The 23275-nt window shown below is 42.9% G+C and carries 21 protein-coding genes; 19 read left to right on the top strand and 2 right to left on the bottom strand.

What is annotated here, in order from left to right; genetic code table 11:
* The first annotated feature begins 17 nt into the window (after positions 1-17).
* The 11 genes from D6856_RS03240 to D6856_RS15090 all read left to right on the top strand — a co-directional run bounded on the left by D6856_RS03240 (position 18) and on the right by D6856_RS15090 (position 13541).
* Positions 18-3191, top strand: a complete 3174-nt coding sequence (locus D6856_RS03240; protein WP_120685704.1) for a toll/interleukin-1 receptor domain-containing protein — start codon at positions 18-20, stop codon at positions 3189-3191.
* Positions 3192-3201: 10 nt separating this feature from the next.
* Positions 3202-4740, top strand: coding sequence for a DHH family phosphoesterase (locus tag D6856_RS03235; protein WP_120685703.1), 1539 nt, complete (start codon positions 3202-3204; stop codon positions 4738-4740).
* 30 nt (positions 4741-4770) lie between these two features.
* Entirely contained in the window at positions 4771-4881 is a 111-nt protein-coding gene (locus D6856_RS03230) for an MptD family putative ECF transporter S component (RefSeq protein ID WP_243114020.1), read from the top strand.
* A 184-nt stretch (positions 4882-5065) separates the two neighbouring features.
* Positions 5066-5272: a hypothetical protein gene (locus D6856_RS03225; RefSeq protein ID WP_120685701.1), complete on the top strand. Its 207-nt coding sequence runs from the start codon at positions 5066-5068 to the stop codon at positions 5270-5272.
* A 201-nt stretch (positions 5273-5473) separates the two neighbouring features.
* A complete protein-coding gene (locus D6856_RS03220) occupies positions 5474-5773 on the top strand; it encodes a hypothetical protein (RefSeq protein WP_120657854.1) in 300 nt (99 codons plus the stop codon).
* Positions 5774-5798: 25 nt separating this feature from the next.
* The gene (locus D6856_RS03215; RefSeq protein WP_120657853.1) at positions 5799-6281 is read left to right on the top strand and encodes a flavodoxin; all 483 of its coding nucleotides are present in this window, start codon (positions 5799-5801) and stop codon (positions 6279-6281) included.
* Between the two features lie 115 nt (positions 6282-6396).
* Positions 6397-8826 (top strand): leucine--tRNA ligase, encoded by a 2430-nt coding sequence (gene leuS / locus D6856_RS03210; RefSeq protein ID WP_120685700.1) that lies wholly within the window; start codon positions 6397-6399, stop codon positions 8824-8826.
* A 137-nt stretch (positions 8827-8963) separates the two neighbouring features.
* Positions 8964-10337, top strand: coding sequence for a diguanylate cyclase domain-containing protein (locus tag D6856_RS03205; protein WP_158588808.1), 1374 nt, complete (start codon positions 8964-8966; stop codon positions 10335-10337).
* 32 nt (positions 10338-10369) lie between these two features.
* Positions 10370-12013: a sensor domain-containing phosphodiesterase gene (locus tag D6856_RS03200; protein WP_120685698.1), complete on the top strand. Its 1644-nt coding sequence runs from the start codon at positions 10370-10372 to the stop codon at positions 12011-12013.
* Between the two features lie 9 nt (positions 12014-12022).
* Entirely contained in the window at positions 12023-12757 is a 735-nt protein-coding gene (locus D6856_RS03195) for a hypothetical protein (protein WP_120685697.1), read from the top strand.
* 319 nt (positions 12758-13076) lie between these two features.
* Positions 13077-13541 carry a hypothetical protein gene (locus D6856_RS15090; RefSeq protein ID WP_147367795.1) on the top strand — a complete coding sequence of 155 codons (465 nt, stop codon included), beginning with the start codon at positions 13077-13079 and terminating at the stop codon, positions 13539-13541.
* A gap of 107 nt (positions 13542-13648) precedes the next feature.
* Here the strand turns inward: D6856_RS15090 and D6856_RS03185 are convergent, their stop codons facing one another.
* The gene (locus D6856_RS03185) at positions 13649-13894 is read right to left on the bottom strand and encodes a hypothetical protein (protein ID WP_120685695.1); all 246 of its coding nucleotides are present in this window, start codon (positions 13892-13894) and stop codon (positions 13649-13651) included.
* A gap of 336 nt (positions 13895-14230) precedes the next feature.
* Here D6856_RS03185 and D6856_RS03180 point away from each other — a divergent pair, with 336 nt between their 5' ends.
* The 8 genes from D6856_RS03180 (at position 14231) to D6856_RS03145 (ending at position 22472) form a co-directional block, all read left to right on the top strand.
* Positions 14231-16135 (top strand): EAL domain-containing protein, encoded by a 1905-nt coding sequence (locus D6856_RS03180; protein WP_120685694.1) that lies wholly within the window; start codon positions 14231-14233, stop codon positions 16133-16135.
* 141 nt (positions 16136-16276) lie between these two features.
* Complete coding sequence (locus D6856_RS03175) at positions 16277-17119, top strand: DUF3737 family protein (RefSeq protein WP_120685693.1); 843 nt, start codon at positions 16277-16279, stop codon at positions 17117-17119.
* On the top strand, positions 17116-17952 hold the full coding sequence (locus D6856_RS15435; RefSeq protein WP_092249323.1) for a patatin-like phospholipase family protein: 837 nt from the start codon (positions 17116-17118) through the stop codon (positions 17950-17952). Before D6856_RS03175 ends, D6856_RS15435 begins: the two co-directional genes overlap by 4 nt.
* A 6-nt stretch (positions 17953-17958) precedes the next feature.
* The gene (locus tag D6856_RS03165; protein WP_120685692.1) at positions 17959-19518 is read left to right on the top strand and encodes an ABC-F family ATP-binding cassette domain-containing protein; all 1560 of its coding nucleotides are present in this window, start codon (positions 17959-17961) and stop codon (positions 19516-19518) included.
* Between the two features lie 115 nt (positions 19519-19633).
* The gene (locus D6856_RS03160; protein ID WP_092249329.1) at positions 19634-20425 is read left to right on the top strand and encodes a transporter substrate-binding domain-containing protein; all 792 of its coding nucleotides are present in this window, start codon (positions 19634-19636) and stop codon (positions 20423-20425) included.
* A gap of 3 nt (positions 20426-20428) precedes the next feature.
* Positions 20429-21103, top strand: a complete 675-nt coding sequence (locus D6856_RS03155) for an amino acid ABC transporter permease (protein WP_120685691.1) — start codon at positions 20429-20431, stop codon at positions 21101-21103.
* A gap of 10 nt (positions 21104-21113) precedes the next feature.
* On the top strand, positions 21114-21836 hold the full coding sequence (locus D6856_RS03150; RefSeq protein ID WP_120657916.1) for an amino acid ABC transporter ATP-binding protein: 723 nt from the start codon (positions 21114-21116) through the stop codon (positions 21834-21836).
* Positions 21837-21887: 51 nt separating this feature from the next.
* On the top strand, positions 21888-22472 hold the full coding sequence (locus D6856_RS03145) for a cytidylate kinase-like family protein (RefSeq protein WP_120685690.1): 585 nt from the start codon (positions 21888-21890) through the stop codon (positions 22470-22472).
* Between the two features lie 61 nt (positions 22473-22533).
* On the opposite strand, the gene D6856_RS03140 is transcribed toward D6856_RS03145, so the two are convergent.
* Positions 22534-23235 (bottom strand): hypothetical protein, encoded by a 702-nt coding sequence (locus D6856_RS03140; RefSeq protein ID WP_120685689.1) that lies wholly within the window; start codon positions 23233-23235, stop codon positions 22534-22536.
* Between the last annotated feature and the right edge of the window lie 40 nt (positions 23236-23275).

Raw genomic sequence — 23275 nt, 5'->3', positions numbered from 1 at the left:
GATTGGGGAAAGATTTAATGGGAACACATTACAACGCATTTATTTCATACAAGCACGCAGAGCTGGATAATAAGATTGCAGCTATGGTTGAGCACGGTCTTGAGCATTATCATATTCCGCGCAAGATACAAAAGAAGACCGGCATTAAAAGGATAGAGAGAATCTTTAGGGATACCGATGAACTCCCGATAACAAGTGACCTTAGCGGAACTATCGCCGAGGCTCTTGAAAACGCCGATTATCTAATAGTTATATGTTCGACCAATACCTGCAAATCAATGTGGGTTGAAAGAGAGATTAAGCTCTTTTTACAGAATCATACTCAGGATAAGATTCTTACTGTGCTTGCAGACGGTGAACCTGTTGATGTTGTGCCTGAAATTCTGAAAAATAAAGAAGTTATCAGTGTTAATGATCAGGGAATTGAAGAGACGGTAAGTGTTCCCGTTGAACCACTTTCATGCGACTTCAGATTACCTGCAAGAGAAGCTAAGAGTACAGAACTTCCTCGTCTTGCCGCATCCCTTATCGGATGTGAATATAACGAGCTTATGGACAGACAGCGTCAGTACAAGATGAAAAGGCTGACCGCGGTTTTTGCAGGTGTAATGGCAATTGCTCTCGGATTTGCCGGATACATGTTCTACAGCAGAAATCAGATAAATGAAAGTTACCGTGCTTCGCTCATAAGCCAGTCTAAGTATCTAGCCAATGAATCCGGTAAGCTTCTTGATAATGAGCAGCGCATGGACGCTCTTCATCTAGCTCTTGCCGCTCTTCCCGATGAAGAAATGCCGGACAGACCTGTGACCGTAGAAGCTGTAAGAGCTATTACAAAGGCTACAGGTGCTTACATGCCGCTGTATTCCTCAAACCTCTTATCCAAGTGGACATATGAGCTTCCGAACGCAGTAATGGACATGCGTGTAAATAGCAATAACAACTATGTTGCTGCAATTGACATTTCCGGAAACATCAAGGTATGGGATACGCAATCTCATGAAGAATTGTATTCTTACTCGGGAAAAGGAATAGACAACAGTGCTAATTATATAGGAACTCTCGATGATGGAAGTATGCTTGTTAAGGGAAACCACTTCTTTACTTCTATCAATCCAAGAACCGGCGAGGAAAACTGGAAAGTCTCCTCTCCCGATTATAATTTTGGTTACAAGGGACCTGTCTTATTGACTAAGGAAGGCGATCTTATTACCAACATAAGATCCGCAGGACGTGTCTCATTTAAAGTATTTTCACCCGAAGACGGTTCTGTTCTTGCAACATACGGCGTGTCACAAGAAATTGATGACCTGATACCGGTGGACATAGATGATTTCATAATATCATCGGATAAAACAAAGATTGCATTTACTTATACCAAAGATAATATGAAAAAAAGTCTGGTAATACATGACATTTCTTCAGAAAAAGATTTGGCTTGGTCCGAAGAATATGCAGTCATACCGGCATTTACTTTTTCAAACGACAACAATCTGTATGTATCATGTTCTTTAAACGACTATTCTAATGAAAGTATTAAATATATGAACATGAAGGTCCTTTCTCCTGTACATCACATTATTAAGTGTATGTCTTCTGAGGATTTTTCGGAGAAATGGGCTTATGAATTTGACTATAATAATATAAATGTAGAGTCCATGATTAGTTACATAAAGGACAATAATACCCTTTTGGCTTATGCCGGAGAAGTAGCTGTTCTTTTGGATGCTTCAAGTGGAGAAGCGCTTAATAATTACAAACTTAACACACCGATAGTGGCGGGATTTTTAAATTCCAAAACCTGGAGCCCCTTCTTTTTGACGAACGATGGCTATATAGCACGTCCCACCAATGAACCAAGCCGCGATCCCGATTCTATTACTGCTTTAAAATATTTTATCGATAATATCAGCATGGCAAAAAACGGAAAAAACGGATACTACATTTGTGAAAACGGAAGTGATCGGATAATCTTTTACGGGATTGGGACTTATGATGAAGACTGGCAAGCTTTCAAAGAAGCTCCTGAAATGGATTTGGTAAAAAAATGCTATATTGATGACAACGCTCTTGCACAAATAATCAGAAAAGATGATGGCGTTTATATAAATATTTATGATCCCAATGAGAAATCCCGGGTAGCAAGCACAAAGCTTGGAGGTCCGGATTATAGGGAGAACACTTTTACAATTAACGGAACCCATGACGGTAATCTTATACTTACTTATAAAGATAGCGATACTAATGATTTTCTGCTGTGCATGGTAGATTACAAAACAGGAGAACAAAGTTCCAGGGTATTAAATAAAGGATCCTATGTAAACGAAGATGCTGTGGATTATCAAAACGGAAAACTTATCTATACGAGAAAGGAATCCAAAAATACCTTTGTTATAATATATGACATTGCCAAAGACAAAGAGCAGAGATATCTGGTTGATTCGGATAGTTCCTTAGCAAATGTCAATGATATCTATTACTTTGAAAAACAGGGATATATCTATTATTCCGGAAAGGCTACTTATTCTTTTGACCACACTTCTGAAGATGACGCGGAATTTGTCATCAATCTGAAAGAAAATGAGGTATATAGGATAGAACACAACAGCACGTGGTATTACACCAAACACGCAGCGATCAATGATGCAGGTACCATGATTGCCACTGCCGATGATTCATATATCGCCATAAAGGATCCAAAGGGAAAAGACATAGCAAATATCCCTCTAAACAGCGCGAGTATAGCCGGTTTTATATTTTATAAAGATTCCGGCACAGGTAAGGACATCCTTATCGTTCCGTACGATGACGGAAACCTTTGCAGATATGATGCAGAAACGGGAGAATTATTGTATAGTACAACCTATGAACCATTGGGCTATTCGACTCTTGATAAATACGATACACCATTTATTATTGATACCAAGCACTCATGTATCTATATGCAGCAAAGTGTTGCAACAACCATATTTGACTTGGATACTTTCACTGAGCTTGGCTTTGTATACGAATCAATTGGTTACCACGCTCCTACAGATACATTTATCGCTGTATCCCAAGATGAGGAAAAAGTCAGCCGCCTCGGCTACTTCCGTCACTACACTTTAGACGATCTTATCAAAAAAGCTAAAGACATTTTGCAGGACCACGAGATGCCCAAGGAGCAGAAGGACGCTTACGGAATAGGATAAAATAAGTATTATGAGATTAAATGAGCTGCTGAAATTTAATAACATAACCATTCAGTGTCACGACAATCCGGATGCCGATGCGCTCGCGTCGGGATACGCTCTTTTGTGGTACTTTGAAAAGATGGGCAAGAAGGCAAAGCTCATCTACAAAGGCAAGAACAAGATCCAAAAGAGTAATCTCAAGATCATGCTCGAGAAGCTTGAAATTCCGGTTTCGTACGAGCCCGAGCTTGATAAAGTGAAGGGGCTTCTTGTCACCGTTGACTGTCAGTACGGGCAAAAGAATGTATCCAAACTAAAGGCTGATCACATTGCGGTCATAGATCATCATCAGAAATCGGCTGACCTTCCGAAGCTTTCCGATGTAAGGAATAACCTTGGAAGTGCCTCGACGCTTGTCTGGGATCTTATCAAAAAAGAAGGTCTTGATGTCAACGACAATCCGCTTTTAGCAACAGCTCTTTACTATGGACTCTACACAGACACCAACAAGTTTTCCGAGGTTTCGCACCCGCTTGACCGCGATATGCAGGACGAGCTTATCGTAAACAAGAGCATTATCGTGGAGATGAGTAATTCAAACATTTCGCTGAACGAGCTCAAGATCACGGGCAACGCGATCCTTAACTATAAGTACTTCAAAAAAGAAAAGTATCTCATCATACATGCGGAAGCATGCGACCCCAACATTCTCGGCGTTATGAGCGACTTTTCGCTTGAGACGGCGGGCGTTAACGTTTGCCTTGCCTATTTTGTAAGTCCTATTGAAGTGAAATTTTCCGTTCGCAGCTGCGTAAAAGAGGTCCACGCCAACGAACTTGCTGCATTTCTTGCAGGCGACCTCGGCGGCGGAGGAGGCCATATATTCAAGGCCGGGGGCTCTCTTAGACCTGAGAAGCTTAAACAAAAATATAAAGAGAGCAAGGATAAAAAAGATAAAGGCTCGGGAAAACTCGAAGCGCTTGCCACAAATTACCTTCATATGCGTATGAAAGAGTACTTTGACATGTACGAAGTCATCTATGCAAAAGAAACTACGCTTGGCATGGACGGCATGAAGAAATACGTGAAGATCCCGCAGGAATTCGGATATGTGAAGCTTACCGACGTATTCCCGAAAGGAACTTTGATCACGGTCAGAACCTTGGAGGGCGATATCGACATAACCATAGATAAATCGCATTACCTCATGGTCGGAATCACAGGTGAGATCTATCCTATAGCAAAAGAAAAATTCAAAAAGAGCTACAAGACCCTTGATGACAGCTTCGATAAGAAGTTTGAATACGATCCCAGCATAAAAAACAGCGTCACAGGCGAAAAGAAATCCGTCATGGCTTATGTTAAACATGCTGTGAGCAAGGGAAATGTCAGCATCTATGCCCGTCCTCTCGATAAGTGCGTAAAGCTCTTTACCGCTTGGGATGACGAAAAATATTATTCGGGCGGTATCGGCGATTACATCGCTTTCAGAGAAGACGACCCGCATGATATCTACATCATAAAGAAAGATCTTTTTGATCAGTTGTATAAAGAGGTAAAAATGTAAAGAACACCCACGAAGAACAATATCGTCGTTGTGACATTTGTGGCAAGTCTTTTGGGAGCATTCCTTGCAAAAGCTGTATTAAAGAAGCATTTTGAAAAAGCAGGTATCATAACCGGTAAGGAAAACAGAAACGTTGCCTGAATAAAAAAAGAAACGTTAGAACGGTGCCACTTTACTGAACCCCGGTCATAATTTGTTTATATTAGTTTATAAACTATTTATTTGACGTATTTTTTTTACTAAAATACAATATACATATATTCAGAACTATGTGCGTAAGTATGATAGTCAAAAAAGTAACAATCTATGAATGAGGGGTATCCGTATGGATTCTAACGGACTTAGTGCAGAACAGCAGGCTTTGCTTGCAAGTATAATGGGTAAATCACCTCAGCAAGGCGGCGGGGGAATGGCCGCAAATCCTGCAGCAGCTGCAGCTTCTGCGACACCGGCGGCAGCATCTCCGGCAGACTCGGGAAAAATGTTGTCCCAGGCAGAGATAGATGCTCTTATCGCATCTATGGGTAAGTAAGTGCATGATGCACCGATTTAATAAGGTGAATTGGTAAAAGATCAACCCGGCAGGAATACTGCCGGGATTTTTTTGACTTAAAAAGCGCTCAAAAAGCTTGTTTTGTGTGAAAATGTAGCATATTTTATTAAAATGTATTATCATTAAATTGTATAAATGTTTATTGTTTTTCACTAGTCTGTTTAGTTGGAGGGTGACATCATGTATATAGCGATGCAATGTAGTGACAGTAACGGAACTCTCAACACGGAAGTGTGTACTTTCTACGGAATCAGGTATGATACGAGATACAGATCGGCGGTAATATCAACCGAGCATCTCAATCACGACTATGTTGTTCCCATGGATCCGAAGGACTATGAGAACGCCGTAAAGCAGATAATGGAAGCCATGAAGGAGCGTGTCGAGCTCATAAATATCGAGCAGGGCATTGTCTGCCGCGGAAGAAAAGGCGAGTCAAGGCACGTAGAGCCGCAGAGACTTGTTATCAAACCTGTTTAACCAATAAAAACACGAGGGGGTTCAGATGAGCAAAAAAATATTGGTTGCGTACTTTTCAGCAAGCGGAGTAACTGCCAGCATCGCCAATCAGTTGGCGGCGGAGATCGGTGCGGATATCTATGAGATAGCGCCCAAGAACAGATATACTTCTGAGGATCTTAACTGGCAGAATGAGTTTTCAAGAAGCAGCATTGAGATGAAAGATATAACATCGCGCCCGGAACTTGCAGACGGCAATGCCAGCGTTGAAGGCGCGGATGTCGTTTTTATCGGCTTTCCGATCTGGTGGTACACGGCACCTCATATCATCAACTCATTCCTTGAGGAATACGAGTTTTCCGGTAAGCATGTAGTTCTTTTTGCTACTTCCGGAGGAACCGATATCGATAAGAGCGTAAAAGACCTCCAGAATACCTACACGCGCATTCATTTCGACGGAGGAAGGAAGTTCAATGTGGGAATTTCCCGCGATGAGCTTAAAAACTGGGCTAATAAATATATACAGTAAGTTTTATGATGAGCGTTAGGGCTGCCGAAAAAAACGGCAGCTCTTATTATTTGACAACAGTCCCGCGTGTGGTAAAATTTTGAGGTAATAATAATTGGAGGAGAAAAAGTATCTCATGTCAGAAGTATACAATCATCACGCAATAGAAAGTAAATGGCAGAAATATTGGGAAGAGAACCAGACATTTAAGACAGACGTTTGGGATTTTTCCAAGCCCAAATATTATGCCCTTGATATGTTCCCTTATCCGTCAGGTGTAGGTCTTCACGCAGGACATCCCGAAGGATATACGGCTACAGATATCATGTCACGTATGAAGAGAATGCAGGGATATAACGTATTGCATCCCATGGGATACGATTCATTCGGTCTTCCTGCTGAGCAGTATGCGGTTACAACAGGTAACCATCCTGCCGGATTCACAGAGAAGAATATAGAGACTTTTTCCAAGCAGCTCAAGGAGCTTGGATTTGACTATGACTGGTCCAAGATGGTAGCAACAAGCGATCCCAAGTTCTACAAGTGGACACAGTGGATCTTTAAGAAATTGTATGAAGACGGTTATGCCAAGCATATCGATATGCCTGTTAACTGGTGCGAGGAGCTGGGAACGGTTCTTTCCAACGATGAGGTAATCGACGGTAAATCAGAGCGTGGCGGTTATCCCGTTGTTAAAAAGATGATGAAGCAGTGGGTTATCGATCAGCAGGCTTTCGCTGAGGAGCTTCTTGACGGACTTAATGAGATTGACTGGCCCGAGTCAACCAAGGAGATCCAGCGTAACTGGATCGGTAAGTCAACCGGTGTTGAGGTTGATTTCAAGATCGTAGGCGGCGGAGAGTTCTCAATCTTCACAACATGTATTGAGACCATCTACGGTATTACCTTTATGGTACTTGCTCCCGACGGAGAGATCGTTAAGGGACTTTTGGACCGCGTTGAGAATCTAGACGAGGTTCAGGCATATATAAATGAGACACTTAAAAAGAACGATCTTGATCGTACAGATCTTAACAAGACCAAGTCAGGATGCCCTCTTAAGGGAATCTATGCGATCAACCCCGTAAACGGCAAGGAAGTGCCTTTGTTTATCGGTGACTTCGTTCTTGCAAGCTACGGTACAGGTGCTGTTATGGCCGTACCCACACATGATCAGAGAGACTTTGAGTATGCTGAGGTTCACGGACTTCCGCTTATCCAGGTTATAAACAATGCCGAAGGAACAGTTGATGTTTCCGGACATGCATTTGAGAAGCAGGATTATCTCGGCAAGGGCTGCATCCTTATGAATTCCGAAGAGTTCGACGGAATGACTGTAGAAGATGCCAAGAAAGCCATCACCAAGAAGCTCGTAGATATGGGCGTTGCAAGAGAGAAGGTTAACTATCACTTCCGTGAGTGGATCTTCGCAAGACAGCGTTATTGGGGCGAGCCCGTTCCCTGCGTATACAAAGAAGACGGAAGCATTGTTTTCCTTGATGACAGCGAGCTTCCCGTTGTTCTTCCCGAGCTTGAGGATTACAAGGGACGCGGAGGCAAGGCGCCTTTAGAGAACGCTACAGAGTGGAAGGCATATGACAAGAACGGACTTAAGGGAACAAGAGAGACATCAACCATGCCCGGTTCCGCAGGTTCTTCTTGGTACTATTTCAGATATATCGATCCCGATAACGATAAAGAGTTCGCCAATCAGGAACTCCTTAAGCACTGGATGCCGGTTGACCTTTACATCGGCGGTCCCGAGCACGCTGTAGGACACCTGATGTACTCACGTATCTGGAACCGTTTCCTTTATAACAAAGGTCTTTCACCTGTAAAAGAGCCTTTCAAAAAGCTCGTACATCAGGGAATGATCCTTGGTGAGAACGGTATCAAGATGGGTAAGAGATTCCCTGAGTTTGTTGTTAACCCCAGCGATATTGTAAACGAGTATGGAGCTGATACGCTTCGCCTGTATGAGATGTTCATGGGACCTTTGGAAGTATCTAAGCCTTGGAACTCCGCAGCCGTTACAGGCGCAAGAAAGTTTATCAACCGCGTATTTACTTTCTTTACAGAGCCTGCAAACATCACTGATGACAACAACGGCAATCTTGAGAAAGTTTATCATCAGACAGTTAAGAAGGTCACAGGTGATTTCGAGGCACTTGGCTTTAATACAGCCATAGCTCAGATGATGATCTTTGTTAATGCGGTATACAAGGAAGGAAAGTGCCCAAGAGAGTATGCCGAGAACTTTATTAAGATGTTGTCATGCATCTGCCCTCACGTTGGTGAAGAGATCTGGCAGAAGCTTGGACACGACAATACTATTGCCTTCGAGCCTTGGCCCACATTTGATGAGTCTAAGTGCGTAGAAGACACAGTAGAGATCGCAGTTCAGATCAACGGTAAGGTTAAGGCCACACTTGCTATCGGCAAGGAAGATCCCAAAGACGAAGTTATCGCCAAGGGTAAAGAGCTCATCGCAGATAAGCTTGAAGGTAAGACTATCGTAAAAGAGATCTATGTTCCCGGCAGGATCGTGAATATAGTAATTAAGTGATCGAGCGAAGCGAGAGTCGAACTTCCATATAAGAATTTAGAAGGATATTACGAGGTAATCACACCCCGTAATATCCTTTTTCATATTATGATATAATTAATCTAAGTATTGCCAATTTTAAATACCTGAGGATGAATATGGGAAAAAGAAAGATTAAAACGGTAGGCACGATCATCTTTATTGTGACGCTTATCATTACAACCTTCATATCATTCTTTTATCTGACAAGAGTAGCCGCGAATAGAAAAGAAAAGGCTCAGTTCCTTGCTGATTCTATCAGTGAGAGGATAGAAGCCGAAATAGAATCAAGAGATTATATAACCAGGATATTGGAGATCGAGATAGCCAATGAGGACGGGGACCTCAAGCAGCAAGAGTTTCAGACGATGGGAGAAGCTCTTTTTAACGATTATCTCGATGTAATAAGCGTTTCGCTTGCTCCGAACGGAGTGGTTAGTTACATATATCCCTTGGATAACGGTATCGCTGAGAGGAAAAATCTTTTTGAGGATTCAGTTGAAAGCGTTTATGCGGAAAACAGCATGAATACAGGCCTTTCAGTGATACTTGCGCCCGTTACGCTACCGGATGGAAGCTACGGCGTGATAATAAGGCGCCCTGTGTATATCGGAGAGAAGAATGCAGACAATTTCTGGGGATTTGCTTCGATAACATTGGGATTGTCCGACTTTTTATCAGAAGTTAATATCAAGGCGCTCGCGGATGAAGGCTATGAATATAAGCTTGTCGGCAACAATATTCTTACCGGCGATGAGCGCATTATCATGGAATATTCGGAAAAAGAGCTTGCGGCACCGATCTCTTCAATGATCAGCACCGTTGGCGGCGGTTTCTGGACACTTATGATAGCACCAATCGGAAACTGGATGGATCTTAAGGAGATAGTTACTGCATTTCTGATCGGTATTATCTTTAGTATCCTTATGTCGATCGCGGTTTCATCATACATGTCCGTCAAGGAAAATGCGGGAGAACTCGCGGTGTTGTCGTACACAGACGCGCTTACCAACCTGCACAATCCAAGAAGCTACAAGGAACATACCGATGATCTCATAAAGAAAAAGAGCCCGTTCGGAATCATATATATTGATCTCAATGATTTTAAAATGGTCAACGACACATACGGTCATGAGGTTGGAGATGAGCTCCTCAACGTTGTGGCCAAGAGACTTCTTAACAGCATCAGGGAAAAAGACATTGCGTTTAGAATAGGCGGAGATGAATTTGTCGTAGTAATTCACGGCAAGCACGACAGATTTTTCTATGAAGATGTCATAGCAAGAATAAGGACCAACGTCGCACGAGACGTAACAGTCGGGGATATAACGCTTAAAGTGATGATAAGTGCGGGATTTGCAAGATTCCCGGACGACGGCGTTAATATAGAGGACATTGTAAAAAAAGCCGACGATGCAATGTATTCAAACAAGCGACTTATTAAGGCAAGGCGCTTTGTAAGGGGCGATAAGTCGGTTAAATTCGACAGATAATAAAACACGCAGAATAAGAGGAATTATAAAAGATGGCGGGAGGAACTTACGATTTAATCAATAGGATTTTCGATACCTTTGCGGTAACATCGAGAAGCCGTTATGTCTATGTACACGACATGGAAAAAAATATTTCGAGATGGTCGCTCAATGCAGTGGACTATTTCGGACTATCAGGGGAATATATTTTTAATGCGGCATCGGTCTGGGAGATGAGGATTCATCCCGATGACAGGGATAAGTATGCCGAATATATTCAGCGCGTATATGCAGGAGATAAGCTGGATCCCAACTTCGAATACAGAGCAAGGAATAAAAACGGGGAATTTGTCGTTTGCTCATGTAGAGGAGTCGTGATAAAAGACTATTCGGACAAGCCGGTTTTTTACGCATGCTCGATTATCAATAAGGGTATCGTGGACAACAACGATCCGATAACTCTTTTGCCCAACCAGTTTGAGATGCTCAACTATATGAGAAGTCTTAAGACTGAGGGAAAAGAGTATTCGATACTCATGGTCAACGTTATAGATTTCGGTGAGATCAACAGACGCTACGGATATATGACGGGAAACAGCTTACTAAAGGCTGTCGCCGAGAAACTGCAAAGCGAGGGCGGGCCCGACGGAAAGGCCTACAGAGGCGAGGGTACTATAATCGCTCTTATAACTCCGAGCATGAAACTCGATGATATCAAAAAGCTATACGGTCGTATGAGGGCATTTACCAGAGAAGGGCTTTCGATCGACGGTAAGACAGTTAAAGCTGAAATGGGTGGCGGACTAGTCGTTGCGACAGATCTTGATGTCGATGAGCATTCGATATACACAAGCGCCAAGTACGCGCTTGATTATTCCAAGACGCAGAAGCACGGCAACCTTATTATTTTTCACAACGATCATGCAGAGAACAACAACAGTAGCATAGAGCTCGTTAATGAAGTCAGAAACTGTGTGATCAACGGGTTTGAAGGTTTCCATCTTGAGTATCAGCCTATTTTTTCAGCGGCAAACGGCAATCTTGTCGGAATGGAAGTTTTTGTCAGATGGGAAAAAGAGCCTTACGGAGATGTATCGCCATCAGAGTTTGTTCCATGGCTTGAACAGGATCCGGTATTCTATTCGCTCGGCAACTGGATACTTGAAACGGCGCTGGTCGATGCGATGCCGATAAGGCAGGACCGCAGAGACTTTTATCTGAGCGTGAACCTTGCTTTCATGCAGCTTGAGAAATCTGAGTTTAGAACGACTCTTTTGGAGATAATGAGAAAGACGGGTTATCCTGCAACGGCTCTTTGCTTGCAGCTTACACAGAGCTGCAGACAGCTTTCTATCGAGCATTTAAAGAGCCAGGTGGAATTCCTTAAATCATGCGGACTCAAGATAGGTCTCGATGTTTCGGACTTTGCTTCACTTGATCTTGTAAGCCATATGCCGATCGATTTCATAAGCCTTGTGCCTTCGCTTACAGGCGGAATGGAAGATAATCTTACGAATAAATACATGGTGGAAGCCGTTACTTCTTTTGCGCACAGGCTCGGTATAAGAACGTGCTTTACAGGTGTTGAGGATGCCGGAACGGCGGAACTTGCAAGGCAATATCCGATTTCCGATCTTATGGGATTCTTTTACGGACATCCCTGCAGGATTGAGGACTTTAAGAAAAAATACCTCTAAGGAGGCAATATGAGCAGAACCTTTCGTTACATTCAAAATGACGATGTTCTGAGGTCTTTTATGGAGTTTAGAGATGTTATCCGCAAAAGACCTGTTGTTATTGCGCGCCACGGAGACTATGTTCTGTATCTTAGCAGCCTGTCGGGAGATATTATGGGACTTTCCATAGAAAATCTTGAGAAAAAGAAGATTGTCTTCAGCAGGACATACGATATAAACAAAACTACGGATGCACTTGTTGCCCGCGGCACAAGGCATGCGGTTCAGAAAATGTCTGAGCTTAGCGATGAGGACGTCAACAGGAAGCGCCTCCAGATCTGGAAGTGGTACATCATGGAGTGGCAAAAGAATAACGCCGAGAGCGAGGAAGAACTCGTAAACCGTGAGCTTACCTGGGATGATAGTAATGAAACGCAAAAAGAGGATATCCTCGATATGGAATCCTTCCTTCACGGCGCGTATCTTAATCTCGGTGACACACTTCATCTTATTAACACATATCTTCAGAACGAAAAACACAAAGATATGTTCAGGCGCTTTGCAATCAACGATATCATGGAGCTTACCGGTGAAGACACCAAAGACAAGTCCATCATTGAAGCGGAAAAGAATCGCAAATCCGAAGACGAAGAAAACCACACCTATCGCTTCACGGTCAGCGTCGAAGCTACCGACAAAGAACATGCCCGCCAGGCACTTTTAAACTATCTTGCCGGCGATGAGCGCATCAAAGTGCAGAAGTAATAAATTTTGATTTGAATATTAAATGACATATTAAGAGGACTATATGACTCAGAAGATTTATAAGACCCGAAGGAAAAAAACACTTGTATCTGAAAACACGAACTTATTTTGTGCGCTGTTCACTTTTATCATGATTGGCTTGATGTTTTTGGTAATGTTTACAACAGGAATGAATCCTGTTATTGCGGTTTTTCTGTTTATAATTCTCATTGCTTGGATAATGCTTATCGTAGCTAAAAAGTTTAATTGGTCTGCGTCGACATGTTTGATCGGACGGGATAATAAGCTGTATGTAATAAGACTGTTTGGAACCGGGAAAATGGTGGATAAAAAAGGCGATATACCACCGATATATGCCCCAGCAGGTTCAGCTGAGCAAGCACTTACACTGGGACATAATATAAACGTTGCTATGAGAGAGAACAGTTATCGCAAGCAATTGAACGCTATGCGACGTGATGACAAAAATTATATTGATGGATTGGATAGTGTGCTTGAATATTTGGAAACGCATTCAAGAGCATATAAGGTAAAACCAAATAATAAAAGGACATTATCGGAAAGAATCCTTTTTTATGAAAGTGAGAATGAAGGATTTGAGAGAATCAGAACAGAGCTGGGAGAATATGGATTTTTAAAGCTTAACAATCCGGAGATAGCAGAAATCAAATTCGGAGCACTAAAGATCAAGTTTTATAACGAACAGAAGAAAGAATGCACAGTTAAAATATCAGACTGCTATGACGGCTTAAAAGAAGATATCAGAGCCGGATTATATTCATAAAGCCGCCGGTATCGGTGGTTGTGGAGACAAAAAAATCCCCGGAGATGTACTCCGAGGATTTTTTTCCCTATTTAGTTTTTATATATAAACCTTCTCTTTATATATCTTTATCTGATCTTAACGAATGCAACGGCTTTCTTTTCAGAAGTGTGCTCCGTTCTGCGCACGAGGTCCTGAGTGTGAACCGAATACTCGGAACTGTACTCTTCCTCTTGAAGTGCTACATTTCCCATCATCTCAAGCGCTTTAAGCTTACCGTACGATAGGTTCTGTTCCTTAGCCTTAATAGCATCAGCCATAATTTCAATGCACCCATGGCTCATGCCTGTCTTGATCTTTGTAGATCTTCTCATTATGCAATTCCTCCATCTCATAAGAAATTATTAAACGAAGTGGCTTGTAAAACTCAAGGCCCCTCAACCTATTGTGGTTTCACAACAAAATTTCATTTAATGAATACATTATATACTAATAATCGATAAAAGCATAGTAGTTTTGTAATACTTTGCATCGCTAAATTATTAAATTTTCATAAAGTGGACACAAATTTCTTTTCTGCAAAATTCCTTAAATTTATGTAAATTGACGTACAATGGTACAAAATTGTTGTAATATAAAATTGAGTTATTTTCTATACCAAAAATTGACAATTGTTTCTTCGTTCAAAGTGAGCGTAAGGAGAAACTATTATGTGGAATTATAGTTTTGCAGTCCCAAGTCTTTTGGTAGTCTTATTATATGCGGTCTATTATTTCTTTCTTCCGCGCATACCGATCAAGATGAATCGCACCTTCCTGCGTCTTCTTGTGTTGCAGTGCGCAGTTACTGTGATCGACATAGTTGCCAGTTGGGCAGATACCAATTATACGCATTTCCACATAGCGATCCTGTATATTCTTAACATCACTTATTTTGTGGTGTTCGTCTTAAGGTCTCTCCATTTTTACTTCTTTACGCTCAATGTCTTTAAGATTGACTATACCGAATTCAGGAAAAAATCTCTTATCGTCAGGATACCGATCTTTTTAACGTTCGCTATCATACTGACCACCCCTTTTACTCATGCGCTTTTTTACATTGATGAGAGCGGCTATCACAACGGATATTTTTATAATTTTATCTATCTTATAATGTGGTTCCTGATCCTGGGTTCTTATGTTGTTCTCTTTGTATTTAAAGATGTTCCGAAGCGCAGGAGAGATATAAGAGGCGTGTTCTTTTATAACACGGTCCTCCTTGCGGGTTCGTTAGTAAGACTGATGTATCCGAATTATCTTTTGATGGATACCTTCTGTCTGATAGCTATCACCACAATTTATCTCACCTATGAGAATCCGGACTTTTATCTTGAATCGAGAAGCTATGCGTTTAACAGCAGAGCGCTCAGAGAGTACCTTGATGAGATAAACGGAAAGAAGAAATATAAGATCATGGCTTTCATAATCCACAACTATGGTGAGGTGCGCGAGATATACGGCGGAAGGCAGATGGATAGCGGTATTTCACTTATAGGAACTTATCTCTACCGCACATTCAGAAGATACAAGGTCTTTTATTTCAGAAGCGGACGATTTGTTATCGTCGGCGACGACAAGATGGACGTTGAGAAGATCCATAAGATCCTCGTAAAGAGATTCATGAGCCCTTGGAAGTCGAGTGATACAGAGCTATATCTTGAGGCGGGTTATGCTGTTATATCGTCCGACAATATGAAAAGCTCTGATACCATACTGAATATGCTTATCACGACGCTTGAAGTTGTCGAGAAGAACGAAGACGGCTCGATCAACTATATCGATACCAAGATTGTAGAAGCGGCAACTAAGGGAACAGAGGTGAAAAAATCTCTCGAATATGCGGTTGATAACAATAAAGTCGAAGTGTTCCTTCAGCCCGTTATGGACGCGCTTACAGGTAAGCTTGTCGGTGCGGAGGCGCTTGCAAGGATACGAGACAACGACGGAAAGCTTGTTCCGCCCGGTCTTTTTATCCCGATCGCCGAAAAGAACGGAAAGATCAATCAGCTTGGCGAGCAGGTATTTGCCAAGACATGCCGCTTCGTAAAAGAGAATGATATAAAAAAGATGGGAATGAAGTGGATAAACGTTAACCTTTCACCGGTCCAGTTTATGAGGACCGACCTGGATCAGAGACTTCTTACCATACTGGAAAAATATGATATCCCGCCGGAGGTCATCCACCTTGAGGTCACAGAGGATGCGATGGGTGAAGAGGGAATAATGGAAAAGCAGATCGGAAACATAAAAGATAAAGGCTTTTCATTTGTCCTTGATGACTTCGGAAAAGGATATTCCAATATCTCAAGACTTAAGAAGTATCCGTTCATCAACATAAAGCTTGACCTCAGCATAGTATGGGATTATTGCAAGGAACCCGATGTTATACTCCCGAATCTCGTCGATACCTTCGAGAGAATGGGCTTTAGTGTAACGGCGGAAGGCATAGAGGATGAGAAGATGGCGGAAGCCATGACGGATATAGGATGCGATTATCTTCAGGGATATTACTATTCGATGCCCTTGCCTATGGATGAGTTTGTTGCCAAGTACGGAGATGGGGCTTCGGCAGTATAAAAGATATGAATTGGCAGATGCACCGCCGCTAAAGGAGATTTTTCTTTATAGGCGGTGCATTTTTTATTATTCAAAAAAGATTTTGCACAATTTATTCATAGTGGTATAATGTTCTGGATTTAGTATATGAGGTAATCTGTTATGAAGAATTTAGTTGAAAACAAACAGCTTGATGAGGAAAGAGCATTATATAATCTAACGGACGCTGAGGTTAAAGGCTGCGTATTCGACGGGCCGGCCGACGGTGAGTCCGCACTTAAGGAAGCAAGAGATATAAAGGTGAGCGATTGTAAGTTTTCACTTCGCTATCCGCTCTGGCATGTGACAGATTTCGAGATCGAGAACTCAAGCATGAACGAGCTTACAAGAGCTGCGCTCTGGTATGACAAAAACGGCTATATCCATGACAGCAAGCTTGGCGGAATAAAGGCGCTCAGAGAATGCATAGACATAAAGCTCCAAAAGTGTGATATAGTATCAGAGGAGTTTGGCTGGAAGTGCGACAATATTTCTCTTCTTGATTCGAGCATAGAGTCGATGTATCTTTTCCTCGACAGCAAGAATATAAAGCTTGATAACGTCAACATGAAGGGCAAATACTCCTTCCAATATGTTGAGAACATGGAGATCACAAACAGTAACCTCGATACCAAGGATGCTTTCTGGCATACCAAGAACGTTACTGTCAGAGACAGCATTGTTAAAGGCGAGTATCTCGCGTGGTATTCCGAGAATCTCACACTTATCAACTGCAAGATAATAGGAACACAGCCTCTTTGCTACTGCAAGGGACTTAAGCTCATTAATTGCACGATGGAAGGCTGCGATCTTTCTTTTGAATATTCAGAGGTGGAAGCCGATGTCAAAGGACACATCGATTCCGTCAAGAATCCTAAGTCAGGTAAGATCGTCGCAGACAGCATAGGAGAGATAATACAAGAAGCTGCAGTCATGGACTGCACAGGGGAGATCATAACAAGATGAAAACGGGACTTGTAATGGAAGGCGGCGCAATGCGCGGTATGTTTACCTGCGGCATTTTGGACGTGTTTATGGAAAGAGGCATCACCTTTGACGGCGCGGTTGGCGTGTCTGCGGGTGCAACTTTCGGATGCAATATTAAGTCCAAACAACACGGAAGAGCACTTCGTTATAACAAGAAATACTGCACGGACAAAAGATATCACAGCTTGTCTTCACTTCTTTTTACGGGAGATATTTATAACGCTAAATTCTGCTACGATGAGCTCCCTTACAAGCTTGACGTGTGGGATATAGAGACTTTTCAGAATAATCCGATGGAATTCTACTGCGTTGCGACAGATCTTTTGACAGGAAAACCTGTGTATCATAAGCTCACAACCGGCGGAAAAGAGGATATCGAGTGGATCAGGGCGTCAGCCTCAATGCCGCTTGTATCAAAGCCTGTGCATATTGACGGCGGCGTGTATCTCGACGGAGGAATATCCGATTCTATCCCGCTGAAATTCATGGAAGAGCAGGGCTATGACAAGATACTGGTTATCGAGACACAGCCCAAAGACTACGTTAAGGGCGAGCAGAAGCTCATGCCCCTTGCTAAGCTCATGCTTAGGAAGTATCCTAACATGATAAAGTGTATGGCGGATCGCCATCTCATGTACAATGAGGAAAAGAGATATATAAGAGAAAAAGAAGGCAGGGGCGAGATTATGGTAATAAGGCCCGATGCGCCTTTAAATGTAAGTCCCATTGAGAAGGACGAAAAAGAGCTCGAGAGAGTTTATCAGCACGGAAGAGCTAAAGCGGTCGAATTCTTAAGTATGGGACAATGGTGAGGTTTTATGAGTATTTTAAATGTTGAACACCTGACACATGGCTTTGGAGACAGAGCCATTTTTGATGATGTGTCATTCAGACTTCTTAATGGAGAACACATTGGACTTGTGGGAGCCAACGGCGAAGGCAAGTCCACTTTTATGAACATAATTATCGGAAAGCTCATGCCCGATGCGGGTAACATTGAGTGGGCCAAGAACGTTAATGTAGGCTATCTTGATCAGCACGCGGTCCTTAAGAGTGGCATGACTATAAGAGACGTTCTTGCTTCAGCATACGAGCCTTTGTATGCGATGGAGCAGAGAATGAACGAGATCTGCGACGCAATGGGTGAAGCGGGCGAAGAAGAGCTTGAAAAGCTGATGGAAGAGCTCGGCACGATTCAGGATCTTTTGACCAACAGAGATTTCTATTTGATCGACTCCAAGATAGAAGAGGTTTCGAGAGCGCTGGGATTTCTTGAGCTTGGCCTCGACAGAGACGTTACGGAGCTTTCGGGAGGACAGAGAACCAAGATTCTTCTCGCTAAGCTATTATTGGAGAAGCCGGACATTCTTTTGCTTGACGAGCCGACTAACTATCTTGACGCTGAGCACATCGTCTGGCTTACTAGATATCTGCAGGAATATGATAACGCTTTTATCCTGATATCTCACGACATTCCGTTCCTTAACAGCGTCGTGAACATCATCTATCACATGGACGGACAGACGCATTCGCTCGACAGATACGTCGGAGACTACGACAAGTTCATGGAAGTTTACGAGATGAAAAAAGCTCAGAGAGAGGCGGCATACAACAGACAGCAGCAGGAGATCGCCGATCTCAAGGACTTCGTTGCAAGGAACAAAGCTAGAGTTGCGACAAGAAACATGGCGATGGCACGTCAAAAGAAGCTTGATAACATGGACCTTATCGAGAAGGTTCAGGAAAAGCCTAAGCCTGAGTTTAACTTTAAGACGGCAAGAACTCCGGGCAAGATCGTATTTGAGACAAAAGACCTTGTGATAGGCTATGACGAACCTCTTTCATCTCCGCTTAATATCACGATGGAGAGAAATACCAAGATTGTACTTACTGGAGCAAACGGAATCGGTAAGACGACTCTTTTAAAGAGTATCCTCGGACTTATCCCTGCGATAAGCGGATCCGCGGAGCTTGGAGAGAACGTTGAGGTCGGCTATTTTGAACAGGAAATGTCGCCCGATATTGAGACAACCTGCATGGAAGAAATCTGGAAGGAATTTCCCGGATTTTCTCAGTATGAGGTCAGATCTGCTCTTGCAAAGTGCGGACTTACGACCAAGCACATCGAGAGTAAGTGCAAAGTTTTATCAGGTGGTGAGCAGGCCAAGGTAAGACTTTGTAAGCTCATCAACCGCGAATCCAATCTGCTTGTACTCGACGAGCCTACCAATCACCTGGATGTCGATGCTAAGGACGAACTCAAGAGAGCGCTCAAGGAATATAAGGGAAGCATCATCATGGTATGCCATGAGCCTGATTTTTATGAGGACATGGGAGCGCAGGTGATCGACTGTACAAAGTGGACAACAAGACTTTGATATAAAGAAAACATTAACCAAGCGGAACGCAAACATTGTTTTGCATTCGCTTGGTTTTCGTTTATAATATTAAACAATATAAGTCAGTACATTAGCGTAGTAAAGGAGAATGGGAATGAAAAAAAAGGTTTTGGCATTATTCATGACTGCGGCTATGGCAGTACTTGCTGTGGCTTGCGGAAATACACAGAGCGCATCTACCGGTGATAATGCGGGGGCAGCAGACGGTAAGGTGTGGGTTATCGCAACAGATACAGTATTTAAGCCTTTTGAATACACAGATGACAAGGGCAACTTCGTAGGAATCGACGTAGATATTCTTGCAGCAGTTGCTGAGGATCAGGGCTTTAAATATGAGCTTAAGTCACTTGGATGGGATGCTTCGATCGCAGCATGCCAGGCAGGACAGGCAGACGGAATGATCGCAGGCGCTTCAATCACTGATGAGCGTAAGGCTTCAGGCTGGATCTTCTCAAACGGATACTATGATGCAAACCAGAGCATGGCTGTGGCAGCAGATTCGGATATCAAGGGCTTTGAGGATCTTTCAGGTGCATCAGTAGCCGTTAAGACAGGTTCAATGTCAGCTACATATGCAGAGGAGCTTGCTAAGCAGTATAACTTTACAGTTACATACTTTGAGGATTCACCGACAGTTTACCAGGCAGTTACAGGCGGACAGGTTGCGGCTTGCTTCGACGATACACCGATCATGGCAGCTACGATCAAGGATTCAGGCATTGCCATGAAGCTTGTTGACGGAACAGGTAACGAGCCTGCAGAGTATGGTTTTGCCGTATTTACCAAGGACAGCCAGGAACTTATCGATAAGTTCAACGCAGGACTTGCAAACATCAAAGCTAACGGCAAGTACGATGAGATTCTTGCCAAATATCTCGGAGACTGATCTATGTTTAGAATTATTACTGTTTATGGCGGTATGTTATCGGCAGCGCTCGGAAGAACGCTGCTGCTGGCATTATTAGGCCTGTTTTTTGCATGTATCATCGGACTTATCTTCGGAATCATGGGCGTTATCAAGAACAGAGTGTGCAATGTCATCGCTCAGATCTTTGTTGACGTCATAAGAGGTGTTCCGATGATCGTATTGGCGTTCTTTGTTTACTTTGGAATGCCTTACTTTTTCAATACGATAATAGGTGGTTTTAATGTTTCGCTTCCGGCGCTCCATGCAGGAACCATTTGTCTTGCGCTTAACTGCGGAGCATATATGGCTGAGATCATAAGAGCGGGTATTCTATCCGTTGATCCCGGTCAGATGGAGGCTGCAAGATCACTTGGTCTTTCTTATTCTCAGGCAATGAGAAAGGTTGTGCTTCCTCAGGCGATCAAGACCATGATCCCAACCTTTATCAACCAGTTCATAATCACTTTGAAAGATACATCGATCCTTTCTGTTATCGGATTCCCGGAGCTTGTTAATACAGCCAAGAACGTGCAGGCCAATACCTTCATGTCTTTCCAGACATGGGCAATCGTCGGCATTATGTATCTTATTGTGATCACTATCCTTTCAAGAAGTGCGAAGGTTGTGGAAAGGAGATTGAACGTTGGCCGCGAATAAAGATATTACTATGATAAATGTGGAGCACTTAAAGAAGTGCTTCGGAAGTCTTGAAGTGTTAAAAGACATTTCTACAGAAGTTTACAAGGGTGAAGTTGTTGTGGTTATAGGCCCTTCGGGCTCGGGTAAATCTACTTTCCTAAGATGCCTTAATAAGCTCGAGACCGTAACTGACGGTAAGATCGTTATCGATGAAAAAGAGATCACATCTAAGAAGGTTGATATCAACAAGGTTAGAGAGAATATCGGAATGGTATTCCAGCACTTCAATCTTTTTAACAACATGAACATCATCGATAATCTCATGCTCGCACCCGTGATGCTCGGAAAATGCAGTAAGGAAGAAGCTCTAAAGAGAGCAAAGGATATGCTTAAGAAGGTCGGCCTTGCCGATAAGGAAAAGAGCTATCCCAGCCAGCTTTCCGGCGGACAGAAGCAGAGAGTTGCTATCGCAAGAGCTCTTTGCATGAATCCCGATATCATGCTTTTTGACGAGCCCACATCAGCTCTCGATCCCGAGATGGTCGGTGAAGTTCTTGCGGTTATGAAAGAACTTGCGGCCGAGGGTATGACAATGGTCATTGTTACCCACGAGATGGGATTTGCAAGAGAAGTCGCCGACAGAGTTATTTTTATGGACGGTGGGTATATAATAGAAGAGGGAACACCACAGGAAGTACTTCTTAATCCAAAAGAAGCACGTACAATTGATTTCCTTAATAAGGTTTTATAAGGAGCAGGATCTATCCGGATATAAACATGAGTTTATAGAGGAGGTAATGCCATGAAAAACATTATTACTATCAGCAGAGAGTTCGGTTCATGCGGCGGAACCATCGGAAGAGCGGTAGCCGACAGACTTGGATTTTATTATTTTGATAAAGACCTTATCCTTAGCGCAGCCAGGGAATCGGGTTCTCTTTCACCTGAAGAGATCAGGAAGTTTGATGAAAAGGTTCCGAGGGAATTCGGTTTCGGGCAGAGTCTTTTTGATTTCTACAACAAGCCTCTTAATGAGAAGCTTTTTGCGGCTCAGAGAGAAGCTATCAGGAAGGTCGCCGAGAAAGGTAACTGTGTCATAGTTGGTCGTAACGCCAACATGATTTTGCAAGAGTACGACAAGACTCTTCACGTATTCATCTCCGCGACGGAGTATTTCAGACTTCAACACATGAAGGAGAAGATGCCTGATTACACAGACGAGCAGATCCTTGAGAAGATGAAAGAGGTCGACAGAACGAGGCGCAAGTACTGCACGTACTACACCAACACTGAGTTCGGCCACGCCGACTACTACGATCTGTGCCTCAAGAGCTCGACGCTCGGCGTAGAGAAGTGTATCGACATCATCTGCGAAGCAGCTAAATGATAGAACCTGCAGATTGCTTAAATGCAGCAATCTGCAGGTTTTTTTATGATTGACTTGATATTTATGAGAAAATATCAAATGAAACAACAACGCCGTTTTCAATCTTAATTCCAAGTCCCAATCCGGAACCGATAATTTGTGGGAATTTGCTTGCGAAGTCTTCCTTGCTCATATGCTTGGCAGCTTCCTCACCACCACTTGAAAGGTACTGTGTGTTTGCATCGATCGGAAGTGTGTATGTATTGGTTCCCAAATCTATCGTATTCCAATTATCGTCGTACTGGTACACATCACCTTCAATTATGACCGCATTATCGGTAACTGAGACACTTTTTACATAACCCGGGGAATATGGGAATGGCTCGGAAACAAGATTTGTTGTATAGGTTCCGTCTTTTAGATTTGCAGTTGCTTGTTTAGATTCTTCTTTTGCATTATCCTGAGCGTGATGCTCTGCAGCAGCCTCTTTTGACGCTTGCTCTGTAGCGGCAGTTTCTTTCGATGCCTGTTCTGTGGCAGAAGCTACTTCAGATGTCTGAGCAGTGGCAGCTGCGTCCTCCGATGTCTGCTCTGTAGCAGAAGCATCTTCTGAAGTCTGTTCAATGGCGGCAGCATCCTCCGATGTCTGTTCAGCAGCGGCAGCCTCTACCGATGACTGTTCTGCAGCGGATGCTTGCTCGTTTACATTGTCAGTATTTGCGTTTTCACCACATCCTGTTACCATAATGGCTACTATAGCCATTGCCAATAATCTTTTTTTCATTTTATTATGTCCTCCCTTAGATGTTTTGTCGGCGCAGTAT

The sequence above is a fragment of the Butyrivibrio sp. XB500-5 genome (genome assembly GCF_003625505.1).
GTDB lineage: Bacteria > Bacillota > Clostridia > Lachnospirales > Lachnospiraceae > Butyrivibrio.
The sequence above is the reverse complement of the archived record's forward strand: the minus strand, read 5'-3'. Positions and strand labels throughout refer to the sequence as shown.

Coding starts and splice junctions, on each gene's coding strand:
- D6856_RS03240 (WP_120685704.1), top strand. CDS start 18: ATGGGAACACATTACAACGCATTTATTTCATACAAGCACGCAGAGCTG.
- D6856_RS03235 (WP_120685703.1), top strand. CDS start 3,202: ATGAGATTAAATGAGCTGCTGAAATTTAATAACATAACCATTCAGTGT.
- D6856_RS03225 (WP_120685701.1), top strand. CDS start 5,066: ATGGATTCTAACGGACTTAGTGCAGAACAGCAGGCTTTGCTTGCAAGT.
- D6856_RS03220 (WP_120657854.1), top strand. CDS start 5,474: ATGTATATAGCGATGCAATGTAGTGACAGTAACGGAACTCTCAACACG.
- D6856_RS03215 (WP_120657853.1), top strand. CDS start 5,799: ATGAGCAAAAAAATATTGGTTGCGTACTTTTCAGCAAGCGGAGTAACT.
- leuS (WP_120685700.1), top strand. CDS start 6,397: ATGTCAGAAGTATACAATCATCACGCAATAGAAAGTAAATGGCAGAAA.
- D6856_RS03205 (WP_158588808.1), top strand. CDS start 8,964: ATGGGAAAAAGAAAGATTAAAACGGTAGGCACGATCATCTTTATTGTG.
- D6856_RS03200 (WP_120685698.1), top strand. CDS start 10,370: ATGGCGGGAGGAACTTACGATTTAATCAATAGGATTTTCGATACCTTT.
- D6856_RS03195 (WP_120685697.1), top strand. CDS start 12,023: ATGAGCAGAACCTTTCGTTACATTCAAAATGACGATGTTCTGAGGTCT.
- D6856_RS15090 (WP_147367795.1), top strand. CDS start 13,077: ATGGTGGATAAAAAAGGCGATATACCACCGATATATGCCCCAGCAGGT.
- D6856_RS03185 (WP_120685695.1), bottom strand. CDS start 13,894: ATGAGAAGATCTACAAAGATCAAGACAGGCATGAGCCATGGGTGCATT.
- D6856_RS03180 (WP_120685694.1), top strand. CDS start 14,231: ATGTGGAATTATAGTTTTGCAGTCCCAAGTCTTTTGGTAGTCTTATTA.
- D6856_RS03175 (WP_120685693.1), top strand. CDS start 16,277: ATGAAGAATTTAGTTGAAAACAAACAGCTTGATGAGGAAAGAGCATTA.
- D6856_RS15435 (WP_092249323.1), top strand. CDS start 17,116: ATGAAAACGGGACTTGTAATGGAAGGCGGCGCAATGCGCGGTATGTTT.
- D6856_RS03165 (WP_120685692.1), top strand. CDS start 17,959: ATGAGTATTTTAAATGTTGAACACCTGACACATGGCTTTGGAGACAGA.
- D6856_RS03160 (WP_092249329.1), top strand. CDS start 19,634: ATGAAAAAAAAGGTTTTGGCATTATTCATGACTGCGGCTATGGCAGTA.
- D6856_RS03155 (WP_120685691.1), top strand. CDS start 20,429: ATGTTTAGAATTATTACTGTTTATGGCGGTATGTTATCGGCAGCGCTC.
- D6856_RS03150 (WP_120657916.1), top strand. CDS start 21,114: ATGATAAATGTGGAGCACTTAAAGAAGTGCTTCGGAAGTCTTGAAGTG.
- D6856_RS03145 (WP_120685690.1), top strand. CDS start 21,888: ATGAAAAACATTATTACTATCAGCAGAGAGTTCGGTTCATGCGGCGGA.
- D6856_RS03140 (WP_120685689.1), bottom strand. CDS start 23,235: ATGAAAAAAAGATTATTGGCAATGGCTATAGTAGCCATTATGGTAACA.